Raw genomic sequence first — 26,366 nt, 5'->3', positions numbered from 1 at the left:
TTGAGCCGGCTGCTCTCGCATTGACGAACCCTTCGAGGCCAGTCAGTCTGCCAAGAGGTCGGCCCGCCAACGCTGTCAGGCATGATGAATTATTCCGACACATCCATCGCCGCGACCACCCCGTTCCTCAGTCTCGAGAACGTGCGCAAGACCTATCCGGGCGTCGTCGCGCTCGACGGCTTCTCGATGGAGGTCAGGCCGGGCGAGGTCATCGGTCTCGTCGGCGAGAACGGCGCCGGCAAATCCACCTTGATGAAGATCCTCGGCGGCGTGACGCGGCCCGACAGCGGCACCGTCACCGTCGACGGCACCGCCCATGACGGCCTGAGCGTCGAGGGCAGCCTGGGCTCCGGCATCGCCTTCGTCCACCAGGAACTCAACCTCTTCGAGAACCTCGACGTCGCAGCCAACATCTTCTTCGGCCGCGAACCGCTGCGCGCCGGGCCGCTCAGGCTCGTCGACCGCGCCAGGCTGCGCGCCATGGTGGCGCCGCTCCTAAAGCGCGTCGGCGCCAATTTCTCCGCCGACACGCCCGTCGCCGAACTGTCGCTCGCTCAGCAACAGATGGTCGAGATCGCCAAGGCGCTGTCGATCAAGGCAAGGCTGGTCATCCTCGACGAACCGACGTCGAGCCTGCCGATCGCCGAGACCGACAAATTGCTCGACGTCATCAGGGCGCTGAAGGCGGACGGCATCAGCGTCATCTTCATTTCGCATCGCCTGCACGAGGTCGAGCGCGTCGCCGACCGCGTCATCGTGCTGCGCGACGGCATGCTGGCCGGCACCTTGCCCAAGCGCGACATCAACCACGACCAGATGGTCAAGCTGATGATCGGCCGCATGCTGAAGGAGCGCGAGAAGGCTTCCGAGGCGGCCCGCGCCCCCGGCGCCGTCGCCCTGTCGGCCAAGGCCATCCGCACCCCGACCTATCCCGGCCGCCCGGTAGATCTCGACGTCAGGCGCGGTGAAATCCTCGGCCTTGCCGGCCTTGTCGGTTCCGGCCGCACCGAGCTGGCGCGGGTGTTCTTCGGCATCGAAAGCAGCCTTGGCGGCACGCTCGAGCTCGCCGGCAAGCCGCTCGCCCTGGGCTCGGCGGCCGATGCCGTCGCGCACGGCATCTTCCTAGTGCCGGAGGACCGCAAGCTGACCGGCATCCTGCTCGACCTTTCGATCGCCCAGAACATTTCGCTGCCCAACCTGCCGGCGCATGCCAAGCGCTCCTTGGTGTCGACCAGCGCCGAAACGGCAACCGCCGAGAAGCAGAAAAAAGATCTCGGCATCAAGGCGCCCTCGGTGCAGACGCGCACCGGCACGCTGTCGGGCGGCAACCAGCAGAAGGTCGTGCTGGCCAAATGGCTGGCGATGAACCCCAAGGTGATGATCCTCGATGAGCCGACGCGCGGCATCGACATCGGCGCCAAGGCGGAGATCTACGGGCTGATGCGTGCGCTGGCCGACGCCGGCGTCGCCGTGCTGATGATCTCCAGCGACATGGAGGAGGTGATCGGCGTGTCCGACCGCATCGCCGTCATGCATGAGGGCCAGATCTCGGGCATTCTGGACAAGGACCAGTTCAGCCAGGAAAACGTGCTGCTGCTGGCGGTAGGCAAGCAGCCGAAATAATTCTGCCGCCGCGCCGCGGAAGCGCTCGGGCCGGCATTGGGGAGAAGATGATGAGCAAGAAAGATCTCGGCCTGCTGATCCTGATCCTGGTGGTCGGCGCCATCGTCGCCATCATCAATCCGCGCTTCCTGCTGCCAATCAATCTCGCCAACACCTCGAACCTGATCGGACTGTTCGGCATCCTGTCGATCGGCCAGGCCTTCGTCATCATCACCGGCGGCATCGAATTGTCGGTCGGCTCGCTGGTGGCGCTGCTGGGAACGCTTTTCATCGACTTCATCGCCGTGCGCGGCATGGAATGGCCGCTGGCCTTCGTGCTCATCCTGGTGCTCGGTGCCATCATCGGCCTGGCGCATGGCTGGCTGATCACGCGGCTCAAATTGCAGCCCTTCGTGGTGACCTTGTGCGGCCTTTTGATCTATCGCGGCGTCGCCCGCTTCTACACCGCCGACGGCACCGCCGGCTTCGCCTTCGGCCAGAATTTCCCGGAGCTCGAATTCTTGACCGCCGGCCGCTCCTGGGGCGTGCCGAACTCCTTCTTCGCGCTGATGGTCATCGCCATCGTCATGTGGGTGGTGCTGCACCGCTCGGTGTTCGGCCGCTATCTCTACGCCATCGGCAAGAACGAGGAAGCGGCGAAATATTCCGGCATCCGCACCGGGCGTGTCGTCATGGCCGCCTACGTCATCTGCGGGGTACTGACGGCGCTGTCGGCGATCTATTTCGCCATGTACACGCGATCCATCTCGCCGGCCAGCCACGGCCAGTTCTACGAGCTTTACGCCATTGCCGCGGCCGTGCTCGGCGGCTTCTCGCTGCGCGGCGGCGAGGGCTCGCTGATCGGCGTCATCCTCGGCACCGTGCTGCTGCAGGAGCTGCAGAACCTCGTCAATCTGCTCGGCATCCCGTCCTCGCTCAACTTCGCGGTGATGGGCGGCGTCATCCTCATCGGCGTGCTGATCGACCAGCAGTGGGGCGTGTTCCGCGCGCGGCGGCGCATGGTCGACGCCAGCCGCAAGAGCATCGCCGGGGCAGCGGCGGAATAGTCAGGGGCAAAAAGCCGCCGTCCGCCGTGGCCGTCGAAAGATAACTTCGCTCTATCTCGCCCGCCCCGCAATTCCGCTCGATCTGTTGTCGGCCGTATCTGTGCGGCCCCAAGTGACTTGAGTGCAAAAGGGGGGCGGCATCGCGAAAACGGTCTTGCGAGCTTCCATCCGGATTGGAACGAAACCCTTATCTGGGCGTTGTTCAAAGCTTTTCTATTCGGAGGCATGGTCATGGCTGCGAATCCGCTAAGCACCGCCAAGGTGGGAGGTCATCCCATCCATCCGATGCTCATTCCCTTTCCTGTCGCGTTCCTTGTCGGCGCGTTTCTCACCGATCTGATGTTCTGGGGCACTGCCGACGTCTTTTGGGCACGCGCGTCGATGTGGCTGATTGGAGCAGCCATCGTCATGGCTCTCCTGGCGGCGATTGCCGGCTTTATCGATTTCCTGAGCGAGCCGCGCATCCGCGCTCTGACGGACGCCTGGTATCACATGGTCGGCAATTTGACCGCCGTCGTTCTGGCGCTGATCAATTTCTATCTTCGCTACAGCCAAGGCGCCGAAGCGGCAGTTCGCCCATGGGGAGTGCTGCTTTCATTGATCGTTGTCTGCATCCTGCTGTTTACCGGCTGGAAAGGCTGGGAAATGGTGTACCGTCATCACGTCGCGGTTCTGGACGCGCCGACACAACCTTCGGCAACGCCGTCGGCCAGCACGCGTCGTGCCGATCACGACCGGCACGCGGCATAAAAGGAAGGTGTTTCGATGTTCAGGTCAGGCGAGCGCCACCTGACCATCAACACCTTTAGTCGATCAGCCCCGACATGTCGGAGAACGCCATCGCCTTGCGCAGCACCTCGGCAAAGCGCTCGCCTGCCGCTTCGCGCGAACCGCTATTGTCGATCGAGGTGACGCCGGGTCCGGAGAGCGTCACAGGGGCGCTGCGCGCCAGGCGTGCCAGAACCTCCCCGCGCGACTCGCGGCCACGCATCGCCAGCCGCCCGGCCAGCACATCGGGCGAAGCGGTGATCTCGACGACGGCCAGATTGGCATAGCGCTCCCGCAAGGCAGGAATGATCGCGCGCGATACGTTGGCGACAGCGACATGGCCGTTGGCCACTGCCCAATCGACCTCGGCCGGCAGGCCGTAGCGCAGGCCGTGCGCTTCCCAGGAAACGGCGAAGGCGCCGTCGGCTTCGGCCTCGATGAAGGCGGCATCGGCCAGCGTGTCGTGATCCTCGCTTGCCGTGTCGCTCGGTCTGGTGATGACGCGGCGGACGAATTCCAGCCGCGTCTCGTCGGCGAAGAGCGCCTTGGCATGGCCGATGATCGTATCCTTGCCGGCGCCGCTCGGGCCCACCACGGCAACAAAGACGCCGTCGCGTATCGGAAACGCCTCGGCCGACAGTTCACGCTCGATCAACGCCGAGACCATCATGCGACCCGCCGCCCTTGCCGCCAGACCGTGCGCACCACCGGAACGTGGTCGTCGAGGCGCACGCGCACCAGGTCGGCCCGGCGGCCCTCTTCGATGACACCGCGATCGGAAAGACCGACGGCCTCGGCCGGGTTCTTGGACACCATTGCCACCGCCTGCGGCAGGGAAATGCTATCGACGACGTCGCCGAGAAAGAAGGCGGACTGGATCAGGCTGAAGGGGATGTAGTCGGACGACAATATGTCGAGCAGGCCGTCGCTGGCCAGCGTGCGCGCCGAGACATTGCCCGAATGCGAGGCGCCGCGCATGACATTGGGCGCGCCCATCAGCACGCCGAGCCCGGCATCCTTCGAAGCTCTGGCGGCCTCCTCGGTGGTCGGGAATTCGGCAACGCGCACGCCTTGCTCGATGGCTTCGTCGACATGGCCCGTCGTCGCATCGTCATGGCTCGCAAGCACGATGCCGCGCTCGTGGCAGGCGGCGGCGATGAAGACGCGGTTCGGGGCCGAATTCCGGGCCGATTCGCCCATCCGCTTCTCGCAGAATTTCTGGAAATCGTGATCGGTCAGCTTCAGCTTGCGCTGATAGTAGTAGGCGTAGGTTTCGAGGTTGACGAACTGGCGCTGGCCTGGCGCATGGTCCATCAGCGAGGCGAGCTTCACCCGTTCGTCCGTGTCGAAATTGGCGAAGGCCCTGAGGCAATCCGGCGCCGAGACCTCGCAGCGTAGATGGATGAAATGATCGGCCCGCAATCGATCCATCCGCACGCTGTCCTCGATCGCATCGGCGAGCTTGCGGATGTCGGCGGCGTTGAGATCGGCATCCTCGTCCATGCCGACACGCAAGGCGTCGAGCACGGTGGTGATGCCTGCCGTCGCCACCTGCGCGTCATGGGCGAGCACGGCGGCGATCGGGTTCCAACGCACCTTGGGCCGCGGCGCATAGTGGCCTTCCAGGTGATCGGTGTGCAGCTCGACCAGTCCCGGAATGATGAAGTCGCCAGCCATGTCCTCGCCGGCTCGCACGACGCCGGCGGATATGTCGGCGATCAGACCGTCACGCATCACGAGCGAACCGTCGATGATCTCGTCGGCAAGAACGATGCGGGCGTTGCTCAGAATGGTGTCGGCGGTCATCTTAGGCAGTCCTTGGTTTTTTCTCGCCTTTGCGGCTTGTTGCTTCAGGCGGTTTTTCTGGCCGGACGGCGCCCGAGCGCGTGCTGGGAAAGCACCATGAACGGGGCGCCGGGTTCGGGCTCGATGAACAACGTCAGCGCGTCCACCGGAACCGGCTGGCGCAGCACCTCGGTGAACAGGCCCTCGATTGCCAGGCGAAGACGAGGGCTTTCCTGTGGCCCGGCCCTGCCGGACAGCGTCATGTGAAAGCGGAAGCTCTCGAAGACGTAAGGATAGCCCCATTGGCAGAGATTGCGGAATTCGCCCGGCTTCAGCGAGTCCGGGCTGCGCCGCTCGATCTCGGCCTCCGTCAACGGCGCGCGAAAGCGGTCGAAATCGCGCACCACATCATCGGCGAAGCGATTGAGCGGAGGCAATGGCGCCTCCGGCACCAGTGCGAAGAAACCGTCGATCTGGCTGACGACGAGACGCGGGATCATCACAACGGGCGTCGCCTGGGCAAAGGCGTCGAGCGCTGCGCGCAACGAGGCTTCGGTTTCGTTGGCCGCTAACCGGAAAGGGGCTTTCAGCGTTGCGTGAAAACCATAGCGCCGTGCCGATGCGGTGTGGAAGGCGACTTCCGCCGCCGACAAATCGCCCACCGCCTCCACCGGTCGCGTCGCGGCGCCGAACGGGTCACGGCCCAGCCAGTTGGCGGCGATCCGCGCCAATTTTTCGTCCTGTTGGGGGGTGAAGTAGATGGCGTAGCGCATCGAAAATCCTCGTCAGCCCGTTGCCATAGGTGATTTCCATGACGGATTGACGAAGCTTTGAAGGGTTTTCGAAGGCAAATCGACCCCGCCGGTCCTTAGCCGACGATTTTCCTGATCTGGACCAACAGGTTCAGCCGTGAACGCGCAACGGTCAGGCCTTCATCAGCCATTCGTGCTCGGGCGCATTGTGGAATTTCCACGTCCGCTTCGGGCCGGCCATGACGTTGAGGTAGTAGAGGTCGTAGCCATGACAAGCCGCGCAGGGGTGATAGCCCCTGGGCACCAGCACGACATCGCCGTCCTCGATCGCCATCGCCTCGTCCAGATCGCGGGAGCCGTCCTTGTCGGCGTCGGTATAGACCCGCTGGAAAGCAAAGCCCTGCGGCGGGTTGAGGCGGTGGTAATAGGTCTCCTCGAGATAGGACTCGGCAGGCAGATTGTCCTGGTCGTGCTTGTGCGGCGGATAGCTCGACGTGTGGCCGCCGGGCGTGATGACCTCGACCACCAGCAGCGAATCGGCCGGCTTGCCCTCGGGCAGGATGTTGGTGACGTAGCGCGTATTGGTGCCCTTGCCGCGCACCTCCTGGCCGAGGTCGTCAGGCCCGATGACGCGAACCGGCAGGCCGCCGCTCAATCCCGGCGCCGAGCAGACCGCCAGTTCCAGTCCGCTATCAGCCGTCACCGACCAGTCCGATCCCTGCGGCACATAGACCGACCATGGTTTGCCTTCGAAGGGCGACATGCGCTGGCCAAGCAGGCCGAGATCCTTGCCGCCGGCCGTGACCGTGCCCTTGCCGGTGACGAACACCAGGCAGACTTCGCGATCGTCCGTTGTTCCCGAAGCCGTTTCGCCCGGTTCCAGCCGGTGCAGGTCGAACCCGACATAGGTCCACCCGGCGCTTTGCGGGGTGACATGCGCGACACGGCCATGGCCCTTGTGGGCTTTGACCAGCAGCTTCGACATTCTGTCTCTCCTATTCCTTTGGCTTGCTACAAAGCCTGCGAAGCCAAGCCGTGTGGTCGAAGCCTTCCAACTTCGTCATCCTAGGGCGTAGCAGGAGCGAAGCTCCGTCGCGAAGACCCTAGGATCCATGCCGTGACCTCACCCAAAGGGCGCGGCGGAGCGGAATTCTGCACCGCAGCGGCTGTTTTGATGCCCCGGCATGAATCCTGGGGTCTGCGCCGCGTCGCTTCGCTCCTTGCTCCGCCCCAGGATGACGAAGCGAGAGGCGTTTCGCCCGATCTCCCAGGCACGCTATCTGTCATGCATACAGTGCCCGACCCGTAAGCCTTCTGCGCACCATGGACCGTTTATTCCTTGGGCTCGGCCGGAGGCTTAACCTCTTCCGCCGGCTTGTAGAGATAAAAAAACTGCCAGACGCCATAGCCGGCGAAGCCCAGCGCGATCACGCCCCAGAACGGCGTGCCGCTCGCGAATTCGATGATCGACCAGATGACGCACACCGCGACGACGGCGACACGCCGCCACAATGGCCGGAAGAAGGGATGCTCGGAATCTTTCATCGCGGCAACCTACAGCAAGCCCGGCCTGGCGAGAACCCGATCAGACATCGGGGAAGCCCTGCGTCTCGACCGTATAGCCGGCCGCCGTCATCACCCGCATCAACTCCTTGTGGCCCACCTGCGCCATCTTGAGCGGCGGGTTCTTCTTCGGGTCCTGTTCGGCCTCGACCACGAACCAGCCTTCATAGCCATGGTCGGCGAAACGCTGCACGATGGCGCCGAAATCCAGCGAGCCGTCGCCCGGCACGGTGAAGGCGCCAAGCGCCACCGCGTCGAGGAAGGACTGCTTCGTGCGGTCGAGCTTCTCGATCACGCCCATGCGCACATCCTTCACATGCACATGGCTGATGCGCTTGTGGTGATTGTCGATGGCGCGCAGCACATCGCCGCCGGCAAAGGCCAGATGGCCCGCATCGAGCAGCAGCGGAATGCCCGCTCCGGAATGGCGCATGAAGGCGTCGAGCTCCGGCTCGGTCTCGACCACCGCCGCCATGTGATGATGATAGGAAAGCGGCATGCCTTGCTCGGCGCACCATTCGCCGAATTCGGTCAGGCGCCTGGCATAGGCCTTCATCTCGTCGCCCGAGAGTTTCGGCTTGGTGGCGAGCGGCTTCGAGCGGTCGCCCTGGATCGAACGGCCAACCTCGCCATAGACGATGCAAGGCGCGTTGACCGCCTTGAACAGGTCGATCATCGGCTGGATGCGATCCTTGTTCTTGCTCATCTCCTCGTCGACCAGCGTGCCCGAGAACCAGCCGCCGCACAGCGTGACGTCAGCCGCCTTCAGGATCGGCAGCATCAGCTTGGGGTCCTTGGGAAAGCGCCGTCCCATCTCCATGCCGGTGAAGCCGGCCGAACGCGACTGGCGTAGGCACTCCTCCAACGACACGTCGTCGCTGAGTTCCGCAAGATCGTCGTTCCACCACGCGATGGGGGACATGCCCAGTTTGGCTTTCAAGTCGTCACTCCGGTTCTTGTTCACCCTCCCCCTTGTGGGGAGGGTCGCTGCGAAGCAGCGGGGTGGGGGTGCGGCGCCAGACCCCACCCGGACCTTCGGTCCGACCTCCCCACAAGGAGAGGTAGGGGGTGGGCAGCGCCGAGATCAATCGCCGACGCTCTGCATCCGCCGCTTCTCGTCATAGACCTTGCGCGCCGCGTTCACTCGGCTGCGCTCGGAGACTTCCGGCACCGCCACGTCCCACCAGTGGCCGCCGGCATCGGTGGAGACCAGCGGATCGGTGTCGATGACCAGTACCGTGGTGCGGTCGTTGCCTTTCGCCTGAGCCAGCGCCGTCTCCAGCCCTGCGATCGACGAGACCTTCTCGGCGATCGCCCCCATGCTCGCGGCGTGCGCGGCAAAGTCGACGTCGGGCAGCACCTCGTGGCGCGCGTCCTTCAGGAGATTGTTGAAGTTGGCGCCGCCGGTCGCCATCTGCAGCCGGTTGATGCAGCCAAAACCCCTGTTGTCGAGCAGCACGATGGTTAGCTTCAGGCCGAGCATCACCGAGGTGGCGATCTCGGAATTGAGCATCAGATAAGAGCCGTCGCCGATCATGACGACGACCTCTTCGTCAGGCTTGGCCATCTTGGTGCCGAGCCCGCCCGCAATCTCATAGCCCATGGTCGAGAAGCCGTATTCTGCGTGGTAGGAGCCGGGCGCGCCGGCCTGCCAAAGCTTGTGCAATTCGCCCGGCAGCCCGCCGGCGGCGTTGAGCAGCGTCACGCCGGAGCCCATGGCGCGTTGCACGGCGCCGATCACCTGCGCGTCGGAAGGGTAGGCGGCATTGGTCGACGCCGTCACCTTGGCGGCTTCGGCCTGCCATTCTTTCTTGCCGGCTGCCGCGTTGTCGGTCCAGGCGGATGGGGCCTTCCAGCCCTTCAGCGCGGCACCGAGTTCAGCCAAGCCTTCGGCCGCGTCGGCGACCAGCGTCGATGCCCGATGCTTGCCGGCATCGAAAGGCTGCACATTCAAGCCGATGATGGTCTTGCCCGAATTCTTGAACAGCGCCCATGAGCCGGTGGTGAAATCCTGCAAGCGCGTGCCGATGGCGAGCACGACATCGGCCTCTTCCGCCAGCCGGTTGGCGGCCGACGTGCCGGTGACGCCGACCGCCGCCATGTTGAGCGGATGATCGTCCGGCAGCGAGGATTTGCCGCCCTGCGTTTCGCAGACCGGAATGCCGGCGACTTCAACGAATTTCGCCAGTTCGTTCGAGGCCTGAGAATAGAGCACGCCGCCGCCGGCGATCACCAGCGGCTTGCGTGCGCTCTTCAGCGCTGCAACCGCAGCCGCCAATTCAGCCCGATCCGGGCGCGGCCGGCGCTGGCGCCAGACCCGTTCGGCAAAGAAGCTCTCGGGATAGTCATAGGCCTCGGCCTGCACGTCCTGGCAGAGCGACAAGGTCACCGGCCCGCATTCGGCCGGGTCGGTCAGCACGGCCATGGCGCGGTTAAGCGCCGGGATGATCTGCTCCGGCCGCGTGATACGGTCGAAATAGCGCGACACCGGACGAAAACAGTCATTGACCGTCGCCGTGCCGTCGGAAAAATCCTCGGCCTGCTGCAGCACCGGGTCAGGAATGCGGTTGGCGAAGACGTCGCCCGGCAGAAACAGGACAGGCAACCTGTTTACATGCGCAAGTGCCGCCGCCGTCACCATGTTGAGCGCGCCGGGTCCGATCGAAGAGGTGGCGGCCATGAAGCGGCGACGGAAATTGGCCTTGCCATAGGCGATCGCCGCATGCGCCATCGCCTGTTCATTGTGGGCGCGGAAGGTCGGCAGTTCGTCGCGCACCTGGTAGAGCGCCTCGCCGATGCCGGCAACATTGCCGTGGCCGAAGATCGCCCAGACGCCCCCGAAGATCGGCACCTTTGCGCCGTCGATCTCGGTCATCTGTTTGCTCAGGAAACGGGTCAGCGCCTGCGCCATCGTCAGGCGGATTGTCTTGCTCATTGGTTTCCTCCGCAGTCCCTGTGCCCGTGCCTTCTTATGCTGCTTTACGGCCGCGCGCGGCAAGCCATGCCTCGGTCAGCTGCTCGAAGCGCGATGCCATGTCGGCAACCGCTTCGTCGTCCGACATCCTGCCGGAAAGCCATTGTTCGGCGGCGTTGATGAAGATGGTGCGGCCGACCGCGAAACCCTTCACGATAGGCGCCTTGGCCGTCGCTGCGAAGGCGGCCTCCAACTCGTCCTGCGGCGCCTCCAGGCCGAGCAGCACGACTCCGCGGCACCAGGGGTCGTTCTTCAGGATCACGGCCTCGATCTTCGTCCACGCGCCTGCGGATGCCTGCGGTTCGAGCTTCCACCAATCCGGCTTGATGCCGAGTGCATAGAGTTCCTCAAGCGCGCGCGGGATGGTCTTGTCGTCGAGCTTGCCGTGCTTGCCGGCGATGATCTCGATGAGAAGCTCCCTCCCCACTTTCCGCGCGGCCTCGAACAGGGCGCGCAATTTCTGCTGCTGTTCCTCCTTCAAGCCCGGCGGATCGTCGGGATGATAGAAGCACAGGCATTTGATGCAGTGGTCGACCGGCCATTCGGTGAGCTGCGAGCCGATGTCCTGCGAGAATTCGAAGCGCAGCGGCCGCGAGCCCGGCAGCTCCACCGGCCGCCCGAGCCAGGCAAAGGAATGCCTGGCGAATTCGAACATCGCCTCGCGGCCATGCCTCTCGTCGAGCAGCATGCCGTATCCGTCGCGCCCGGCGGCGACCTTGGCCGCCGCCTTCACCGTCAGCACCTTGAAATCCTCGATGCGCGAGGCATCGGCGCCGGTCTTGGCCGCGACGTCCTCGAGCTGCACCCGGTGATCGCAGGCGAACGCCATCAGCGAGGGAATGTCGTGCCGGCGCGTCGTTGCCCAGTGGATGTGGTTGATCGCCTCGTCCTTGCGCAAGGCCAGATGCCTGCTGCCGTGTTTGAGGAAGAACTGCAATTCCTCGAAGGTCGGATATTCCGGCGCGCACAACAGCCGCGACACGGCGAAGGCGCCGCAGGCATTGGCCCAGGTCGCCGCCGTGGCAAGGCTTTCGCCGCCGAGCCAGCCGCGCAGGAAGCCCGACATGAAGGCATCGCCGGCGCCAAGCACGTTGTAGATCTCGATCGGAAAACCCTTGCCGACCACGCCGTCCTCGAGATCGTCGCTGATCGGCCCGTCATAGACGATGCAGCCCATGGCGCCGCGCTTCAAGACGATGGTGGCCGAGGACAGCGAACGGATCGTCTTTAGCGCGCTCAGGCAGTCGTCGGCGCCCGAGGCGATCATGATCTCTTCCTCGGTACCCACGACGAGGTCGCAATCGGGCAGCACCGTCTTCAACTGTGCCGAGACGCGGTCGGACTTGACGTAGCGCTCAAAACCCTCGGCGTGGCCGGCCAGGCCCCAGAGGTTCGGCCGGTAGTCGATGTCGAACACGACCTTGCCGCCCTTGGCCTTCATGATGCGGATCGCCTTGCGCTGGGCGGCATCGCTGTTGGGCCGGGAAAAATGTGTGCCGGTGACGACGACCGCGCGAGCCGAGGAAATAAACGCCTCGTCGATGTCCTCCTCGGCCAGCGCCATGTCGGCGCAGTCGGAGCGGTAGAAGATCATCGGCGAAACGCCTTCGCTCTCGACCGAAAGCAGCACCAGTGCGGTCAATCGCTCCTTGTCGGTCTTCAGCCCGTCGGTGTTGACGCCTTCGCGCTTCAATTGTTCACGGATGAAGCGCCCCATCTGCTCGTCGCCGACGCGCGTCAGGAGCGCCGAACGCAGGCCGAGCCTGGCCGTGCCGACCGAGATATTGGCGGGGCAGCCGCCGACCGACTTGGCGAAGGAGGTGATGTCCTCCAGCCGCGAGCCGATCTGCTGGCCATAGAGGTCGACGGAAGCCCGGCCGATGGTGATGACGTCGAGCGCAGCGTATTTCGCGTCCACGGCTTCGCTCATTGGAACCTCCCGTCGGGCCTGTTATGTTGGGGTACACGCGCGAGCGGCAGCGTGGCGCCGAAAAATATGAAATAATAATTCCAATCCATAGTCAATATGGAATGAGCATTCCCCGATCTAAAATCGCCTTTTGCCTTCCACTCAGGCCTTGCGCCCTTTGCCGGGGTTTCGCCGCTTCTCGCCGACGCCAACGGTCAGCGCCATGGCCAGCGCCATCGTCGCCGATAGCGAGCGGAAGCCGGCAAAATCCGCCTCGGCAACCTCGAACCAGACGCTGGCGAACTGAGCAAGCGGTGAAAACGAGCTGTCGGTGATGGCAATGATCGGCACGCCCTGTTCCGAAATCGTGCGCGCCTCCTCGATCGTGGCCGGCGCATAGGGCGAGAAGGAAATGGCGACGACGGCATCCGCGGGCGTCGCAAAGCTGACCATCTCGGCGTTGAGGCCGGCGGCTGATTCGATCAGCTGGTTGCGGATCTTCAGCTTGCCAAGCGCATAGGCGATGTAGGACGCCACCGGATAGGAGCGCCGCTTGGCCAGCACATAGATGGTCTGTGCCTTGGCCAGCAGGGAAATCGCTTCTTCCAGATGCGCGTCGTCCAGCGTGCGCGAAATGTCGTTGAGCGAGGTGCTGGCGGCGGCGACGAAGCCGTCGAAGATCGCCCGGTGGCCGGCGCCGCCCTCGGCCTTGGCGCGCAGCGCCTGCAGCCGTTCGTCATAGGAGGAGTTGCGCTCGCGCAGCCGTTCGCGAAACACCTGCTGCAGGCTGGTGAAGCCGTCAAAGCCGAGCTGCTGGGCAAAGCGGATCAGCGTCGAGGGCTGCACGCCGGCTGAGGCGGCGATGCTGGCGGCGGTGCCGAAAGCGATATCGTCGGGATTGTCGAGCGCATAGGCGGCGATCTGGGCGATGCGCTTGGGCAGGCTTTCGCGCCGATCGAGGATTGTGGCGCGCAGCGTCTCGAAGTCGCGAGGTACCCGTTCGTCCATCGTCGGCCCGTCCAAGCTCATCGGTGAAGCGTCCTCTCTGCCCCATCATAGCGAGGCTGCGCAAGAACACCATAAAAAATGAGGCAGACATTCCATTCCGAACAAAAATGGACTAATTCATCCACGTAGCATCTATGACGGTGGAGGAACGGAAAATGGTCGGCGTCGGTCTTATCGGCACGGGATTTATGGGCAAGTGCCACGCCATCGCGTGGAGTGCCGTCGGCGCCGTCTTTCCCGACATAACCAAACCGCGGCTTGTCCATCTCGGCGAGGTCAATGAGGATCTCGCCAGGCGCAAGGCCGGCGAGTTCGGTTTCGCCAGGGCGTCCGGCGACTGGCGCGCCGTCGTCAACGATCCCGAAGTGGACGTCATCTCGCTCACCACGCCCAACCAGTTCCATCCGGAAATGGCCATCGCAGTTCTCGAGGCCGGCAAGCATTTGTGGTGCGAAAAGCCGATGGCGCCGAGCTTCGCCGAAGCCGAGGCGATGGCGGCCGCGGCGAAGAAATCCGGCAAGGTCGCGGCGCTCGGCTACAACTACATCCAGAGCCCGGCCATCCGCCATATCGGCGCGCTGCTGGACGAAAAGATCATCGGCGAGGTCAACCATCTGCGCATCGAGATGGACGAGGATTTCATGGCCGATCCCGAGGCGCTGTTCTTCTGGAAGCACGAGGCATCTTCCGGCTATGGCGCGCTTGATGATTTCGCCGTGCATCCGCTGTCGCTGGTGTCGACCCTGTTCGGCCGCGTCGCCAGCGTCATCTGCGACATGGCCAAGCCCTATGCCGACCGCAAGCTGGCCGCCGGCGGCCGCCGCGCGGTCGAGACCTACGACATTGCCTCCGTGCTGATGCATCTGGAGAACGGCATCGCCGGCACGCTTCTGGTCAACCGTTCGGCCTGGGGCCGCAAGGGCCGCATCGCCGTCCAGATCTTCGGCTCCAAGGGCTCGATCCTGTTCGACCAGGAGCGGATGAATGAGTTCCAGCTCTACCTCACATCGGATCGCCCGACCGAACAGGGCTATCGCACCATCCTGGTGGCGCCGCAGCACAAGCCCTACGATCTGTTCGTGCCCGCGCCCGGGCATAGCCTCGGCTTCAACGATCTCAAGATCATCGAATGCCATGAACTGCTGACCCGGCTCGCCGGCAGACCGGCGCGGCTCATCGAATTCGACGAAGGTCTGGAGATCGAGCGCACCGTGCATGCGATGGCGCGATCGTTCGAGGAGAAGCGCTGGGTGGATGTAAGGTAAGGTTCGCTCCGCTGGTCGGTTTAGCCGACGGCCGCTGCGTTGACTTCCCACCCATTGACCCAGATCTGCCGCAACCGATCGCCTTCGCCCTTGAAGCGCAGTCCCGTCGGCTGGCAATCCTCGATGCGGTCGCTGCGGAAATTGCGGATCGCCTGGCGCAGCTCGCACCAGGCGACGATGTTGGCGGTCTCGGCGTAATAGATCAGCGCGATCGGGCGGATGAGGCGCTCGGAAGCGCGGCCAAGCTCGTCGCGATAGGAGAGGTCGAGCTTCTCCTCGTCGCGTATGGCGCGGCGCACCAGCGCCAGGTCGATCGCACCTGCAGAGGGCGCGGCGAATCCCCACGCATGCAGCGCATTGGCGTCGAGCGTCTGGCGCAAAGGCGGCGGTACGGCGCCGGCGATCTTGGCGCCGACGCGCTTGGCTGCCTGCTTGAGCTCGTCGTCGCCCGTGCGCTCCAGCAGCGCCAGTGACAGCACGATCGCCTCCATCTCCTCGATCGAAAACATCAGAGGCGGCAAGTCGAAGCCGGGGCGCAGGATATAGCCGATGCCCCTCCCGCCCTCGATCGGCACGCGCATGGCCTGAAGCGCTGCGATGTCGCGATAGATCGAGCGTATCGTCACCTCCAGCTGCGCGGCTATCATTGCCGCCGTCACCGGCTGCCGCGCCAGCCGCAGGATCTGGATGATCTCGAACAGGCGCGACGCCTTGCGCATTTTTCTCACCCGTTGCCGATCACAACTGACACATCATCGTCAGTTGGTTCGGCCTATAGGATCGTCTATCGGATTGAAAATCAACAGGTTCCGCTGCGGCTGGGCCGAGCGAGGCGACAGGCTACTGACATGAGCTATGCTGAAAATCTCTGGCTGTTCTTTATCCTGCTGTTCGGCATCATCGCCGTTCCGGGCATGGACATGCTGTTCGTGCTGGCCAATGCGCTGACGGGCGGGCGCGACAGGGGCCTTGCCGCGACCGGCGGCATCATGGTCGGCGGCATGGTGCACACGCTGAACGGCGCGATCGGCGTCGGCCTGCTGATGCATTTTTTGCCGATCCTGTTCAAGCCGCTGTTGATTGCAGGCGCCGCCTACATGGCCTTCATCGGCATCACGCTGATGCGCAGCTCCATCACTGTCGGTCGCGACGGGCCCGCCGGCAGCCGCTCGGCATGGAAGGCGTTTCGCCAAGGCCTTGTGACCTGCCTGATCAATCCGAAGGCCTACCTGTTCGTCCTTGCCGTCTATCCGCAGTTCCTGAGAACGGACTACGGCCCGATCTGGATGCAGGCGACGGTGATGGGCCTGCTGACCGTGCTGACGCAGGCCGCGATCTATGGCGGGCTCGCAATATCGGCCGGCCGCAGCCGCAAGCTGCTGATCGCTAATCCGCGAGCGACCATCCTTGCCGGCCGGGCGGCCGGGCTGCTGCTCTTCGCGGTGTCCGTGTTCACCGCATGGGAAGGGCTGAGGGCGGCGTAATGCCGGGCTAGACCGGACCGCCGCCCTTCTGGCGCCGGCCGGATCAGGCGGCGCCCTGCAGCGTGGCGAGAAGCTCGTCCAGCTGCTCGAACTGCTCGGACATCGCATCCGCCGCCCCGGCGCCGGCGTCGAGGGCTTCCTTCGAGGGATAGAGCTCGCGCATGACTAGCAGCGTCTTGCCGCCTTTTTCCTCGAAGGTCACCGTGGTGACGGGGCCACCCTCACCCCCTTCGTCATTGGTCCAGACGAGGCGCGAGTGCGGTGTCACTTCGAGATACCTGCCGAAGAACTCGGCAGGGTTCGAGCCGTCATGCCCGAACACCAAACGGTACCCGCCTCCCACACGAACATCCATCTCGCAGGAACGCAGGAACATGCCCATCGACTTCGGCACCCACCACTGCTTGAACAGCTCAGGCTTGGTCCACGCCTCGAACACGATGCGCGCAGGCGCGTCGAAGCTTCGCGTAACGATCAACTCCCGGTCGGACCTCCGTTCCACCGTCGTGCGTTTGGCCTCACTCGCTCTTCCTGCGTCCATCGACTTCCTCCTTGCGTTTCAATTCCTCGATAACCTTATCCAACTCGTCGAAGCGTGCGGCCCAGAGCTGGCGGTATCTCTCGATCCATGCGGTCTCCTCCTCCAGGCGGCGCAGGCCCAGCTTGCAGGTCCGCACGCGCCCGACCTTCCGCGTCGTGACGAGTCCCGCCTGCTCCAGGACGCCGACATGCTTCTTCATGCCCGTGAGGGTCATGTGGAATTTCTGGGCCAAGTCCGTGATCGAAGCGTCCGCACGGCCGAGCTGCTCCAGAACGCCGCGCCGGGTGGCGTCCGAAAGCGCGGCGAACGAGGCATCCAGGCGGGTCGCGGAATACTGAACCATTTGGTTCAGTATGTAACACGGGGATCGGTGGCATGCAAGGGAGGTGGAGGGCTGCGGCCCTAGAGCAATTCCAAGAAAAGTGCGTGCGGTTTTCTGTCCGGAATTGCGTCAAAACAAAGAGTTAGAGCGGTTCGCCGTTTCCATGAAACGGTGAACTGCTCTAAGGGCGGCGTGGTCCTGGGCTGAAACCGGAAACGCCGCCCTTATGCTCCAACCGGATCAGGCGGCGCCCTGCCGGCTCTCCATTAAGGCGCGGCGCGCCGACCGGCGCCATTCCACGGCGCCGGCAAGGCCGTGCAGCACCGTCTCCGTGGCCGCCCAGTCGATGCAGCCATCGGTGATGCTCTGGCCGTAGACGAGCTGCTTGCCCGGCACGACATCCTGCCGGCCGGCGACGAGATTGCTCTCGATCATGACGCCGATAATGCGCTCGTCCCCCGCCGCGACCTGTCCTGCCACGTCAGCCGCGACCTTGGGCTGGTTCTCCGGCTTCTTGGCTGAGTTGGCATGGCTGACATCGATCATCAGGCGGGGCGCGATACCGATGCGGGCGAGTTCGACCGAGGCGGCCTCGACGCTTGCCGCGTCATAGTTGGGCTGAACGCCGCCACGCAGGATGACATGGCAATCCTCGTTTCCGGTCGTTGCCGCGATCGCACTGCGTCCGCCCTTGGTCACCGCCATGAAATGATGCGGCTGGGCGGCGGATTTCACCGCCTCGGCAGCGATCCTGAGATTGCCGTCGGTGCCGTTCTTGAAGCCGACCGGGCAGGACAGGCCCGAGGCCAACTCGCGATGGATCTGGCTTTCGGTGGTCCGCGCGCCGATGGCGCCCCAGGCGACGAGGTCGGCGATGTATTGCGGCGTGGTCATGTCGAGAAATTCGGTCGCCGCCGGCAGGCCCAGATTGTTGACGGCGGACAGCACGTTGCGGGCCATCCGCAGCCCCTTGTCGATGTTGAAGCTGCCGTCGAGGTCGGGGTCGTTGATCAGGCCTTTCCAGCCGACCGTCGTGCGCGGCTTTTCGAAATAGACCCGCATCACGATCTCGAGCCGGTCGGACAGAGCCTCGCGCAGCGCCGCCAGACGGCTGGCATAGTCAACGGCCGCGACCGGATCGTGGATGGAACAAGGGCCGACGATGACAACAAGTCGGTCGTCGGCCCCGGTCAGGATGGAGTGGATGGCGTTGCGCGAGGCGGCAACGGTGCGCGTCGCCGTGAGTGAGCGCGGTATCTCGCGCATCACCTCTTCCGGCGTGCTCAGCAGTCTCAGTTCCTTGACCCGAAGGTCGTCTGTGGTGGTCAACACGGCTTCTGCTCCTGGTTGGGAGACCTGCCGGCTGAAAACAAAAAAGCCGCCAGGTCTGGCGGCTTGTCGGACTGTTTGCTGCAATCTTCAGATCGAGCGCAATCCTCCCGCCGCCAGCGAGCTGCTAAAGTACCAATAGGTGGCGGTCAGGTGGATCATGCGGCTCATATAGTCGAAGCGGCGGCGTTTGTCACGTACCCTGGTAGCAAGCAATTTCAGGTGAGGGCCGAGCCTTTGCGATTTCGTCATTCTAGGGCGAAGCAGGAGCGAAGCTCCGTCGCGGAGACCCTGGGATCCATGCCGCGACCTAGATGGGAGAGTGCTGCGGTGCAGAATCTTGTGCCGTAGCGACGGCCCGGAAGTCGCGGCATGGATCCTCGGGTCTGCGCCGCGTCGCTGCGCTCCTTGCTCCGCCCGTGGATGACCACCTGGTTAACGGTTTCGCTTACGCGGCCGCTACTCCGGCGACGCCCCAGCGATGCTCTGGTCGTAGTCGACCAGCGAGCCGGTCATCACGCCGGATTGCGGGCTGACCATGTAGCTGATCAGCCGGGCCAACTGGTCCGGCTTCACCAGCTGCCCCATCGGCTGCGCAGCCTCGGCCTTCTCGAGCCAGTCGTCGGGTGCGTCGTGCCATTTCTTCTGCACGATATCCTCGCCCTCGGTGTCCATCCAGCCGGGCAGCACGGCGTTGCAGCGGATGCGATTGAAGCGATAGGCGTTGGCGACATTCTTGGTCAGCGTCATCAGCGCGCCTTTGCTGGTCGAATAGGGCGTCAGGAACGACTGGCCGGTATGCGCCGACATCGACAGCACGTTGACGATCGATCCGGGGGCCTTTTTTTCAAGCAGATGCGCCACCACGCCCTGCATCAGGAAGAAGGGTCCTCGCACATTGGTGTCGAAGATGGTGTCGAAGAGCTCCTCGCTGGTCTCCACCAGCGAGCCGCGCGCGGATGTGGCGGCGGCGTTGACCAGGGCGTTGATGGTGCCGAAATGCGAAAGCGCGGTGGCGACGGCGCGCTTGCAGTCGGCCACCTTGGAGACATCGGCGCTGATGAAGATCGCGTCGACGCCCGACTTCTTGAGGCTGGCGACTGCCTTGTCGCCCTTTTCCTGCGAGCGGCCGATCAGGGCCAGCGCCCGGCAGCCTTCGTCCGCCAATGCCTCGGCGACCGCGAAGCCTATGCCTTGTGCGCCGCCGGTGACGATGGCGCGCGTTTGTGAATTGCGATCGGCTGATGCGCTCATCGCTCTGCTCCTGTGCTTTAAGTCGTTACTTGTCGAGGCGGACGGTCTGGCCTGATGTCGCCGATTTCAGCGCCGCATCCGCCAGCCGAAGTGCGATGAGCCCGTCCGTCCCGCTCGGTGCTGCCTTCTTGCCCGACGTCGCGGCGGCGATGAAGGACGCAATCTCAATGGCATAGGCATCGAGATAGCGGGTCATGAAGAAGTCGTGCAGCGGCGGGCGCGTATAGCCCTTCTCATTGGCCAGTTCGATCGACACCGGCCGCTGGTTCTCGGCCGCGACCATGCCTTTCGAGCCATGCACCTCGATGCGCTGGTCGTAGCCATAGGTGGCGCGGCGCGAATTGGAGATGACGGCCTGCTTGCCGGAAGCCGTTTCGAGGATAACGCTGACCGAGTCGAAATCGCCGGCCTCGCCGATCTTCTTGTCGACCAGCACCGAGGCATGCGCACTGACCGCCACCGGCTCTTCGCCGAGCAGGAAGCGCGCCATGTCGAAATCATGGATGGTCATGTCGCGAAAGATTCCGCCGGAGCGCGCGATGTAGTCGATCGGCGGTGCGCCCGGATCGCGCGACGTGATGGTCACCATCTCGACCGTGCCGATGGCGCCGTCATCGATTGCCTTGCGCACCGCAGCGAAGTGCGGGTCGAAGCGCCTGTTGAAGCCGACCATCAGCGTCGCCTTGGCCTTCTCGACCACGGCCAGGCACTGCTCGACCCGCTTGACGTCGAGGTCGATCGGTTTCTCGCAGAAGATCGCCTTGCCGGCCTTGGCGAAGCGCTCGATCAGGTCGGCATGGGTGTCGGTCGGCGTGCAGATCACGACCGCGTCGATGTCCCCGGATTTCTCGATGGCATCAATGGTGCGCACCTCGGCGCCGTAGGCCGTGGCGAGTTCGCTCGCCGCCTTCTCGAAAGCGTCGGCAACGGCGACCAGTTTGGCCTGCGGATTGGAGCCGACGGCGCGGGCGTGGACCTTGCCGATGCGGCCGGCACCGAGGAGGGCGAAGCGGAGAGTCATGGAAATTTCCTCTGGGGAATGGTTCGAAGGTTGGCGGGGCGCCGGTCATGCGCGCAGGTGTTTTTCCGGTCAAGACAAGATCGACAGGGAGGCGATGACCGCCGCCTCCGCGCCCGGCCTAGGCCGCGAGTTCGGCCTCTCCGGTCTTGGCGCCGGTGATGTAGGAAACGATATCGTTTCCGTCGGTGTTCTCCTTGCGCAAATTGGCGACGATGCGGCCGCGCCGGAAGACGACGATGCGGTCGCAAAGGTCGAACACCTGGCGCATATTGTGGCTGATCAGGATCAGCGGCTCGCCATTGTCCTTCAGCGTGCGGATGATGTTCTCGACCTGCGCGGTCTCCTGCACGCCGAGTGCTGCCGTCGGCTCGTCCATGATGATCAGCTTGGAGGCGAAGGTCGCGGTTCTGGCGATCGCCACGCATTGCCGCTGGCCGCCCGACATATGGCGGATGGTGTTCGACAGGTTTGGGATTTTCACCGCCGTGCGCACCAGCGCCGCTTCGGTCGCCTTGCGCATCCCCCGGCGGTCCAGGATCGAAAACGGTCCCAGATTGAACAGCACTTTTTCTCGGCCAAGGAACAGGTTCGACGGCACGTCGAGGTCGTCGGCCAGCGCCAGGTTCTGGAACACGGTCTCGATGCCGGCCTCGCGCGCCTCGATAGGGCCCGAAAAATTGACTTGCTTGCCGTCGAACCAGATCTGGCCGCTGGTCGGTTGCTCGACGGCGGTGATCTGGCGCACGAAGGTCGACTTGCCGGCGCCATTGTCGCCCATGATGGCGACGTGTTCGCCCTTGCGCAGCTCGAAATTCGCGCCTTCCAGCGCCTGCACGCCGCCATAGCGCTTGGTCAGGGTTTCGGTCTTCAGGACGATGTCTGCCATGGTCAAGCCCTCAATGCCCGCAGGCGTTGGCGCCACTGGTCGAGAACGACGGCGCCGACGATGATCACGCCCTTGACCATCTCCTGGTAGTAGGCGTCGAGGCGCAGGAAGGTGAAGCCGGAGATGATGACGCCGAAGATCAGCGCGCCGATCACCGTGCCGATGATCGAGCCGCGGCCGCCCGACAGCGATACGCCGCCGATGACCGCCATGGCGATGGCGTCGAGTTCGTACATCACGCCCATGCCGGCCTGGGCGGTGAGGTTCTTGGAAGACAGCACCACCGCGGCGAGCGCCGCGAGTATGCCGGCGATGACGTAGACCAGGATCTTGTGGTTGGCGATCTTGATGCCGGACATGCGTGCGGCGTCCTCGTTGGAGCCGATCGCGTAGCAATGCTTGCCGTATCGTGTGTAGGTCATGATCAGCTGGAACAGCACGGCCAGCGACAGGAAGATGATGACGGGCATCAGGCCCTTGCCGATGGCGGCGAAGCTCTCGGTCGGGAACGAGATGGGCTGCCCCTTGGACCACCATTTGGCGATGCCGCGCGCGGTCACCATCATGCCTAGCGTGGCGATGAAGGGCGGAATGCGCGTGTAGGCGATCAGGGCGCCGTTGACCAGGCCTGCCAGCAGCCCGCAGCCGATGGCGACCAGCACCGGCACGATCACCGGCAGGTCGGTCCAGCCCTGAGCCAGGAACATCGCCTTGGGATTGGGGTTGCCGTTGACCGTCGCCACCTGGGCGAAGCTCATGGCGATCATGGCGGTGGCGCCGACGATCGAGCCCGACGACAGGTCGATGCCGCCCGATATGATAACCTGCGTCACGCCGATGGCGATGATGCCGACGATCGATACTTGCAGGATGATGATCTGTAGCCGCGCCTCGTTGAAGAGGCCGCCGACATTGCTGCGGGTGTTGAACAGGAAGCTGTCGCCGAGAAAGACGCGGCCGATCAATTCGAAGATGACGACAAGAATGACGAGCGCCAGGAAGACGTTGAATTCCGCCGGCCATATGCGCTTCTTCGCATCATAGCTGACCCCGCCGACGCCATGAGATGTCTGTGCCACTCGTCTATCCTCCGTCAGCCGCGGTCGCTCCTGGCGCCATGAAAGCGCCGAGAGGAGGAGCGGCGCCCGGTCCTTTGAGCGCCGCCCCGAGGTGAACCGTTCCGCCGCTCAGTTCTTCTTCAGGAACTTGTCGATGTTGGCCGGCGTCACCAGTTGGAAGGGCACGTAGACCTTGTGTTCGACCTTCTCGCCCTTGGACAGTTTCAGTGCCGCGTCGAGCGCGCCGGCGCCCTGGCCAGCCGCGTCCTGGAACACGGTGGCGTCGAGGTCGCCTGCCTGCATGGCGGCGAGCGCGTCCTGCGTGGCGTCGACACCGCCAACGACAACCGTCTTCATGTCGACATTGGCGGCCTTCATTGCCTGGATGGCGCCGATGGCGCTTTCGTCATTGTTGGCGATGACGCCGTCGAACGGCTTGCCGGTCGACAGCCAGTTGGTCATCAGGTTCTGGGCCTCATCGCGGTTCCAGTTCGACGTCTGCTTGTCGATGATCTTGATGAAGCTGCAATCCGGCGTTGCGATCACCTCCTCGATGTCCTTGGTGCGCTGCACGGCTGCCTGGTTGGAAAGCTCGCCCATGATCACATAGACATTGGCTTCCTTCTTGCCGGCTTCCTTGAACAGGCGGCAGACCTCCTTGGTTTCGAGCGTGCCGGAATCGGCCTCGTTCGAAGCGACGAAGGCCTGGTTGTCAGGCAGCGTGTCGACATTGACCGGTTCGCGGTTGACATACACCAGCGGGATCTTTGCGGCGGCCGCGGCATCCGACATCGCCTGCGTGGCCGAGGTGTCGACCGGATTGACGATGATGGCGTCGACCCCTGATGCGGCGAAGTTCTTGATCTGGTCGAGCTGTTTGGCGACGTCGTTCTGCGCGTCCTCGACCTGCAGCTCCACGCCGCTCATGCCCTTGGCCTGCTCGATCATGCCGTTGCGCAGCACGGTCAGGAAATTGTCGTCGAACTTGGCCATCGACACGCCGATCTTGGCGGCCATGGCGGACGAACTCATCAGCGCCGCGAAAGCGACGCCCAAAATCATTTTCTTCATTGTATCTCTCCTCCACTTTGGGTGTCCGGTCGCACCGATCTATCCGGAATCCCCGATCTCCTCGGGGAATCTCTCCCTGATATCATTTCGTTCCAACGCGGTTCACCACTGGCTGGAACGCCGAACTGCCTGCTCGAACCAGATGTTGTCGGAACGAAAGAACCAAAATGTACAGTCAGTGAAATATTTATTCCATTTCGGATCGGGGCGTCAAGGGAGATTCCGAATCCGGGCGTGCGATTTTCGGCTGCCTCTGATGGATTCTATCATTTCAGGCGGCTGGTTTGCGGCAGACCGGGCTGCCCGAGGGTTTTATCGTTTCATGGAAACGCCCTACCTTCCGTCCTGACGCGACCTGGACGGAAAACCGCTGCGCATTCCTGAAATGGCTTCAGATGTTTTCCGGCAAATAGATGTCGAAGGGGAGGAATGTCTGGCCCGGCGCATTGGCCGCGCCAGTTTCGATGGCATGCGCCATCCGATCGACGAGCTCGCGACAGAGCGCGGCAAGCGGCGTCGAGATCACCATCGTCAGGATGTTGTCGGCAAGCGCGGCGCGCGATTCGGCGTTGATCTCGTTGCAGACGACCACCGGCATGCTTGCGGGCTTCGCTGTCCGCAGCGCCGAGACGGCGCCCTCCATGCCGCCGCCGGCGACGTAGCAGCCGACAAGATCCGGATATCGCCCCAGAAGATCGATCGTCGCATCATGGGTCACCTGGTTGGCCTCCAGATTGACCAGCGTCTCCAGCACGTTGAAGTCCGGCGCATGCTCGCGAAAGAAGGAGCGGAAGCCGATCTCACGCAGCTCATGGCCGTGGAAGCGATGGCTGCCGACAAAAAGGGCGACCTTGCCGGGCTTCCTCGCAGCCTTCGAGATCATCCAGGCGGCGGTGCGGCCGACCTTGCGGTTGTCGAGCCCGACATAGCCTTCGCGGATGCCGGCGGCGAAGTCGGACAGCAGGGAGAAGACCGGCTGCCCCCTGGCCTTTAGCGCCTCCACGACCGCCGTCAGCGTCGGATGATCAGGGCCGACCACGGCGATCGCCCGCGATTTCGCCGCCAGCCTGCGCGTCTGGGCGGCGATCTCATCCGGGGCCAGGGAGCTGGCGAAATCGATGGTTGCGACGCCACGGAAGCGCTGCGATTGTGCGACCGCGAGTTCGAGTTCCCGCGCGAAATCGCCATAGAAAACGTCATTGCCCCGAAGCAGCAGGAAACCCAGCCGATACTCGGGCAATTCCTGGCGCATACGCTGCTTGATCAGGCCTGCGGCGTGATAGCCGATCTCGGTCGCGGCGTCATAGACGCGGCGCGCCGTTTCCTCGCGCACAGGCAGGCGGCTGTTGAGTACCCGGTCCACCGTGGCGACGCTGACGCCGGAGATGCGCGCCAGATCTGATATGGTCGGCCGTTTCGCCATGTCTGTCCTCATTTGACCGTGCATCTTTCCTACATCTTGATGATAGGAAATGATAGAAACTATCTTTATGATGTTGAGTCTATCATGAGCTGGCGTTATTTTCAGCCTCGAAGTCAGGAAATGTCGGGCATTCGCGTGGCGGATGCCCTTGCCGAGGGAGGCAACCATGCATGCTGCGCCGTCCCGGCGTGACTACAGCCTGATCGGCCGCGACGCCAGGCTGGCCGTCGAGACCGGCCTGTCGGCGGCCGAATGGTATCACACCGACATTCCCCGCAAGCAGATGAAGGAGCTGATGCAGCGCTCCGACGCGCCCGCGCTCCGCGACACGGCGATCTGGATCGCCGCGCTCATCGTCAGCGGCGCCGGCGGTGCCTGGTTCTGGGGCACCTGGTGGTGCGTGCCGTTCTTCTTCGCCTATGGCGTGCTCTACGGCTCGTCCACGGATTCCCGCTGGCACGAATGCGGCCATGGTACGGCCTTCCGCACGCAGTGGATGAATGATTGGGTCTATCAGGTCGCCTGCTTCATGATCATGCGCAACCCGGTGACCTGGCGCTGGAGCCACACGCGCCATCACACCGACACCATCATCGTCGGCCGCGATCCGGAAATCTCGGTCATGCGGCCGCCGGACCTGGTGCGCGCCATCCTCGGCTTTGTCGGCGTGCTCGACGCCTGGCATGCGATGTCAGACATGCTGCGCAACGCCGCCGGCAACATCAGCGCGGCCGAAAAGACCTTTATTCCCGAGCAGGAACAGCCGAAAGCGATCCGCATCGCCCGCATCTGGACCGCGATCTATGCCGCAACCATCGCGCTGGCGCTCTATACCGGCTCGTTCCTGCCCTTGATGCTGGTCGGCCTGCCCAGGCTCTATGGCGCCTGGCACCACGTCATGGTCGGCCTGCTGCAGCATGGCGGTCTTGCCGACAACGTCACCGACCATCGGCTGAACAGCCGCACCGTCTACATGAACCCGATCAGCCGTTTCATCTACTGGAACATGAACTACCACGTCGAGCATCATATGTTCCCGATGGTGCCCTACCATGCGCTGCCGAAGCTGCATGAACTGATCAAGCATGATTTGCCGGCGCCGACGCCCTCGATCCTGGCCGGCTATCGCGAGATGCTGCCTGTCTTCTGGCGCCAGTTGCGCAACGAGGATTATTTCCTCAAGCGCGAGCTGCCGCCAACGGCCAGGCCGTATCGCGAGGATCTGCACAACGACAATGCTGCCTTCAACGCCGCGGCGGAGTGATATCCGCCCGTGAGGCGCGA

At 63.9% G+C, this 26,366-nt stretch carries 26 protein-coding genes; 6 read left to right on the top strand and 20 right to left on the bottom strand.

Going from position 1 to position 26,366, the window contains the following annotated elements:
• The first annotated feature begins 84 nt into the window (after nucleotides 1-84).
• The 3 genes from FJ946_RS07110 to FJ946_RS07100 all read left to right on the top strand — a co-directional run bounded on the left by FJ946_RS07110 (nucleotide 85) and on the right by FJ946_RS07100 (nucleotide 3,419).
• Nucleotides 85-1,623 carry a sugar ABC transporter ATP-binding protein gene (locus FJ946_RS07110; protein WP_140493406.1) on the top strand — a complete coding sequence of 513 codons (1,539 nt, stop codon included), beginning with the start codon at nucleotides 85-87 and terminating at the stop codon, nucleotides 1,621-1,623.
• 50 nt (nucleotides 1,624-1,673) lie between these two features.
• Entirely contained in the window at nucleotides 1,674-2,669 is a 996-nt protein-coding gene (locus tag FJ946_RS07105) for an ABC transporter permease (protein WP_140491276.1), read from the top strand.
• Between the two features lie 231 nt (nucleotides 2,670-2,900).
• Nucleotides 2,901-3,419, top strand: coding sequence for a DUF2231 domain-containing protein (locus FJ946_RS07100; RefSeq protein WP_140517718.1), 519 nt, complete (start codon nucleotides 2,901-2,903; stop codon nucleotides 3,417-3,419).
• Nucleotides 3,420-3,474: 55 nt separating this feature from the next.
• Here FJ946_RS07100 and phnN read toward each other — a convergent pair whose 3' ends face one another.
• The 9 genes from phnN to FJ946_RS07055 form a co-directional block, all read right to left on the bottom strand.
• Complete coding sequence (gene phnN / locus FJ946_RS07095; protein ID WP_181167588.1) at nucleotides 3,475-4,107, bottom strand: phosphonate metabolism protein/1,5-bisphosphokinase (PRPP-forming) PhnN; 633 nt, start codon at nucleotides 4,105-4,107, stop codon at nucleotides 3,475-3,477.
• Nucleotides 4,104-5,243: an alpha-D-ribose 1-methylphosphonate 5-triphosphate diphosphatase gene (locus FJ946_RS07090; RefSeq protein WP_140563565.1), complete on the bottom strand. Its 1,140-nt coding sequence runs from the start codon at nucleotides 5,241-5,243 to the stop codon at nucleotides 4,104-4,106. Before FJ946_RS07090 ends, phnN begins: the two co-directional genes overlap by 4 nt.
• 44 nt (nucleotides 5,244-5,287) lie before the next feature.
• On the bottom strand, nucleotides 5,288-5,995 hold the full coding sequence (locus tag FJ946_RS07085) for a DUF1045 domain-containing protein (protein WP_140563563.1): 708 nt from the start codon (nucleotides 5,993-5,995) through the stop codon (nucleotides 5,288-5,290).
• Nucleotides 5,996-6,146: 151 nt separating this feature from the next.
• Nucleotides 6,147-6,959 carry a 5-deoxy-glucuronate isomerase gene (gene iolB / locus FJ946_RS07080; protein ID WP_140563561.1) on the bottom strand — a complete coding sequence of 271 codons (813 nt, stop codon included), beginning with the start codon at nucleotides 6,957-6,959 and terminating at the stop codon, nucleotides 6,147-6,149.
• 347 nt (nucleotides 6,960-7,306) lie between these two features.
• The gene (locus tag FJ946_RS07075) at nucleotides 7,307-7,519 is read right to left on the bottom strand and encodes a DUF3329 domain-containing protein (RefSeq protein WP_140563559.1); all 213 of its coding nucleotides are present in this window, start codon (nucleotides 7,517-7,519) and stop codon (nucleotides 7,307-7,309) included.
• A gap of 40 nt (nucleotides 7,520-7,559) precedes the next feature.
• Nucleotides 7,560-8,477, bottom strand: a complete 918-nt coding sequence (iolE, locus tag FJ946_RS07070) for a myo-inosose-2 dehydratase (RefSeq protein WP_140563557.1) — start codon at nucleotides 8,475-8,477, stop codon at nucleotides 7,560-7,562.
• 144 nt (nucleotides 8,478-8,621) lie between these two features.
• Nucleotides 8,622-10,472 carry a 3D-(3,5/4)-trihydroxycyclohexane-1,2-dione acylhydrolase (decyclizing) gene (gene iolD, locus FJ946_RS07065; protein WP_140563555.1) on the bottom strand — a complete coding sequence of 617 codons (1,851 nt, stop codon included), beginning with the start codon at nucleotides 10,470-10,472 and terminating at the stop codon, nucleotides 8,622-8,624.
• 34 nt (nucleotides 10,473-10,506) lie between these two features.
• Nucleotides 10,507-12,441 (bottom strand): 5-dehydro-2-deoxygluconokinase, encoded by a 1,935-nt coding sequence (gene iolC, locus FJ946_RS07060; RefSeq protein WP_140563553.1) that lies wholly within the window; start codon nucleotides 12,439-12,441, stop codon nucleotides 10,507-10,509.
• Nucleotides 12,442-12,582: 141 nt separating this feature from the next.
• Nucleotides 12,583-13,428, bottom strand: a complete 846-nt coding sequence (locus FJ946_RS07055) for a MurR/RpiR family transcriptional regulator (RefSeq protein WP_181165350.1) — start codon at nucleotides 13,426-13,428, stop codon at nucleotides 12,583-12,585.
• A 155-nt stretch (nucleotides 13,429-13,583) separates the two neighbouring features.
• Between FJ946_RS07055 and FJ946_RS07050 the strand changes: the two genes are divergently transcribed.
• Complete coding sequence (locus FJ946_RS07050; RefSeq protein ID WP_140563552.1) at nucleotides 13,584-14,693, top strand: Gfo/Idh/MocA family oxidoreductase; 1,110 nt, start codon at nucleotides 13,584-13,586, stop codon at nucleotides 14,691-14,693.
• Between the two features lie 20 nt (nucleotides 14,694-14,713).
• Here FJ946_RS07050 and FJ946_RS07045 read toward each other — a convergent pair whose 3' ends face one another.
• Entirely contained in the window at nucleotides 14,714-15,412 is a 699-nt protein-coding gene (locus FJ946_RS07045) for a YafY family protein (RefSeq protein WP_140563551.1), read from the bottom strand.
• Between the two features lie 129 nt (nucleotides 15,413-15,541).
• Between FJ946_RS07045 and FJ946_RS07040 the strand changes: the two genes are divergently transcribed.
• A complete protein-coding gene (locus tag FJ946_RS07040) occupies nucleotides 15,542-16,177 on the top strand; it encodes a LysE family translocator (RefSeq protein ID WP_140563550.1) in 636 nt (211 codons plus the stop codon).
• Nucleotides 16,178-16,220: 43 nt separating this feature from the next.
• Here the strand turns inward: FJ946_RS07040 and FJ946_RS07035 are convergent, their stop codons facing one another.
• From FJ946_RS07035 to FJ946_RS06990, 10 genes are all read right to left on the bottom strand, one after another.
• Nucleotides 16,221-16,718: an SRPBCC family protein gene (locus tag FJ946_RS07035; protein WP_140563549.1), complete on the bottom strand. Its 498-nt coding sequence runs from the start codon at nucleotides 16,716-16,718 to the stop codon at nucleotides 16,221-16,223.
• Nucleotides 16,696-17,061 (bottom strand): metalloregulator ArsR/SmtB family transcription factor, encoded by a 366-nt coding sequence (locus tag FJ946_RS07030; protein WP_140563547.1) that lies wholly within the window; start codon nucleotides 17,059-17,061, stop codon nucleotides 16,696-16,698. The genes FJ946_RS07035 and FJ946_RS07030 overlap by 23 nt, the downstream gene beginning before the upstream one ends.
• A gap of 219 nt (nucleotides 17,062-17,280) precedes the next feature.
• The gene (locus FJ946_RS07025; RefSeq protein WP_140561744.1) at nucleotides 17,281-18,372 is read right to left on the bottom strand and encodes a 3-deoxy-7-phosphoheptulonate synthase; all 1,092 of its coding nucleotides are present in this window, start codon (nucleotides 18,370-18,372) and stop codon (nucleotides 17,281-17,283) included.
• A gap of 87 nt (nucleotides 18,373-18,459) precedes the next feature.
• Nucleotides 18,460-18,621, bottom strand: a complete 162-nt coding sequence (locus tag FJ946_RS30705) for a hypothetical protein (RefSeq protein WP_181167258.1) — start codon at nucleotides 18,619-18,621, stop codon at nucleotides 18,460-18,462.
• Nucleotides 18,622-18,828: 207 nt separating this feature from the next.
• Entirely contained in the window at nucleotides 18,829-19,623 is a 795-nt protein-coding gene (locus FJ946_RS07015) for an SDR family oxidoreductase (protein ID WP_140517731.1), read from the bottom strand.
• A 25-nt stretch (nucleotides 19,624-19,648) separates the two neighbouring features.
• The gene (gene iolG / locus FJ946_RS07010; protein ID WP_140563543.1) at nucleotides 19,649-20,644 is read right to left on the bottom strand and encodes an inositol 2-dehydrogenase; all 996 of its coding nucleotides are present in this window, start codon (nucleotides 20,642-20,644) and stop codon (nucleotides 19,649-19,651) included.
• A gap of 118 nt (nucleotides 20,645-20,762) precedes the next feature.
• Complete coding sequence (locus tag FJ946_RS07005; protein ID WP_140563541.1) at nucleotides 20,763-21,530, bottom strand: ATP-binding cassette domain-containing protein; 768 nt, start codon at nucleotides 21,528-21,530, stop codon at nucleotides 20,763-20,765.
• 2 nt (nucleotides 21,531-21,532) lie between these two features.
• Nucleotides 21,533-22,609, bottom strand: a complete 1,077-nt coding sequence (locus FJ946_RS07000) for an ABC transporter permease (protein WP_140517734.1) — start codon at nucleotides 22,607-22,609, stop codon at nucleotides 21,533-21,535.
• A gap of 108 nt (nucleotides 22,610-22,717) precedes the next feature.
• A complete protein-coding gene (locus FJ946_RS06995; RefSeq protein ID WP_140491233.1) occupies nucleotides 22,718-23,659 on the bottom strand; it encodes a sugar ABC transporter substrate-binding protein in 942 nt (313 codons plus the stop codon).
• Between the two features lie 391 nt (nucleotides 23,660-24,050).
• A complete protein-coding gene (locus FJ946_RS06990; protein ID WP_140563539.1) occupies nucleotides 24,051-25,082 on the bottom strand; it encodes a LacI family DNA-binding transcriptional regulator in 1,032 nt (343 codons plus the stop codon).
• Between the two features lie 166 nt (nucleotides 25,083-25,248).
• On the opposite strand from FJ946_RS06990, the gene FJ946_RS06985 reads away from it, so the two are divergent.
• On the top strand, nucleotides 25,249-26,346 hold the full coding sequence (locus FJ946_RS06985; RefSeq protein WP_140491229.1) for a fatty acid desaturase family protein: 1,098 nt from the start codon (nucleotides 25,249-25,251) through the stop codon (nucleotides 26,344-26,346).
• Nucleotides 26,347-26,366: the final 20 nt, after the last annotated feature.

This window comes from Mesorhizobium sp. B2-4-7, from assembly GCF_006442685.1.
Taxonomy (GTDB): domain Bacteria; phylum Pseudomonadota; class Alphaproteobacteria; order Rhizobiales; family Rhizobiaceae; genus Mesorhizobium.
The sequence above is the reverse complement of the archived record's forward strand: the minus strand, read 5'-3'. Positions and strand labels throughout refer to the sequence as shown.